This is a genomic window from Xenorhabdus entomophaga, assembly GCF_037996725.1.
Taxonomy (GTDB): domain Bacteria; phylum Pseudomonadota; class Gammaproteobacteria; order Enterobacterales; family Enterobacteriaceae; genus Xenorhabdus; species Xenorhabdus khoisanae.
Map to the genome: position 1 here is coordinate 1 of NZ_JBBMXH010000360.1, position 422 is coordinate 422.

Consider the following 422-nt stretch of genomic DNA (forward strand, 5'->3'; position numbering starts at 1 on the left):
CGTTTCCACGCATCGGCTTTCATGCCCGCCGCCGGATGCGCCTTAATTAATCCCTGATCGGTCCGGTAGGTGTAACCTTCACGCTCCAGTGTTTCACAGTGCGTGCGGTATTCGACGTAGGCTTCAACCAGCAATTCAAGGGCTTTGGCGTCAAGGTGAGTCAGCACACCGACGTTATGCAGTTCCCCGGCGATCCGTTCATGCCAGTACCGGCCCATTTTCCCAAAATGCTTGGGGACATGGGGGACCCCTTTTTCCGGCATTGGTTCATGGGCATTAATCGGGCGCTTTGATGGGTTACCCCTCACCAGACGCAGGTGAGTCGGGGTTGGCGGTCGTCCTGCCATGTGATTTCTCCTGTAAAATGGTGCAGTTGGGGCACCCCAAAAAAAGGTTGGCATTTCGCGGCGATCTGAAAAGAG

1 protein-coding gene is annotated in these 422 nt (G+C 55.5%); it reads right to left on the reverse strand.

Annotation, left to right across the window (positions count from 1 at the left end; translation table 11 throughout):
• Nucleotides 1-347 (reverse strand): phage terminase small subunit P27 family (locus AAC854_RS23195; RefSeq protein ID WP_340619142.1); only part of this gene is annotated, 347 nt, incomplete at its 3' end.
• Nucleotides 348-422 lie beyond the last annotated feature (75 nt).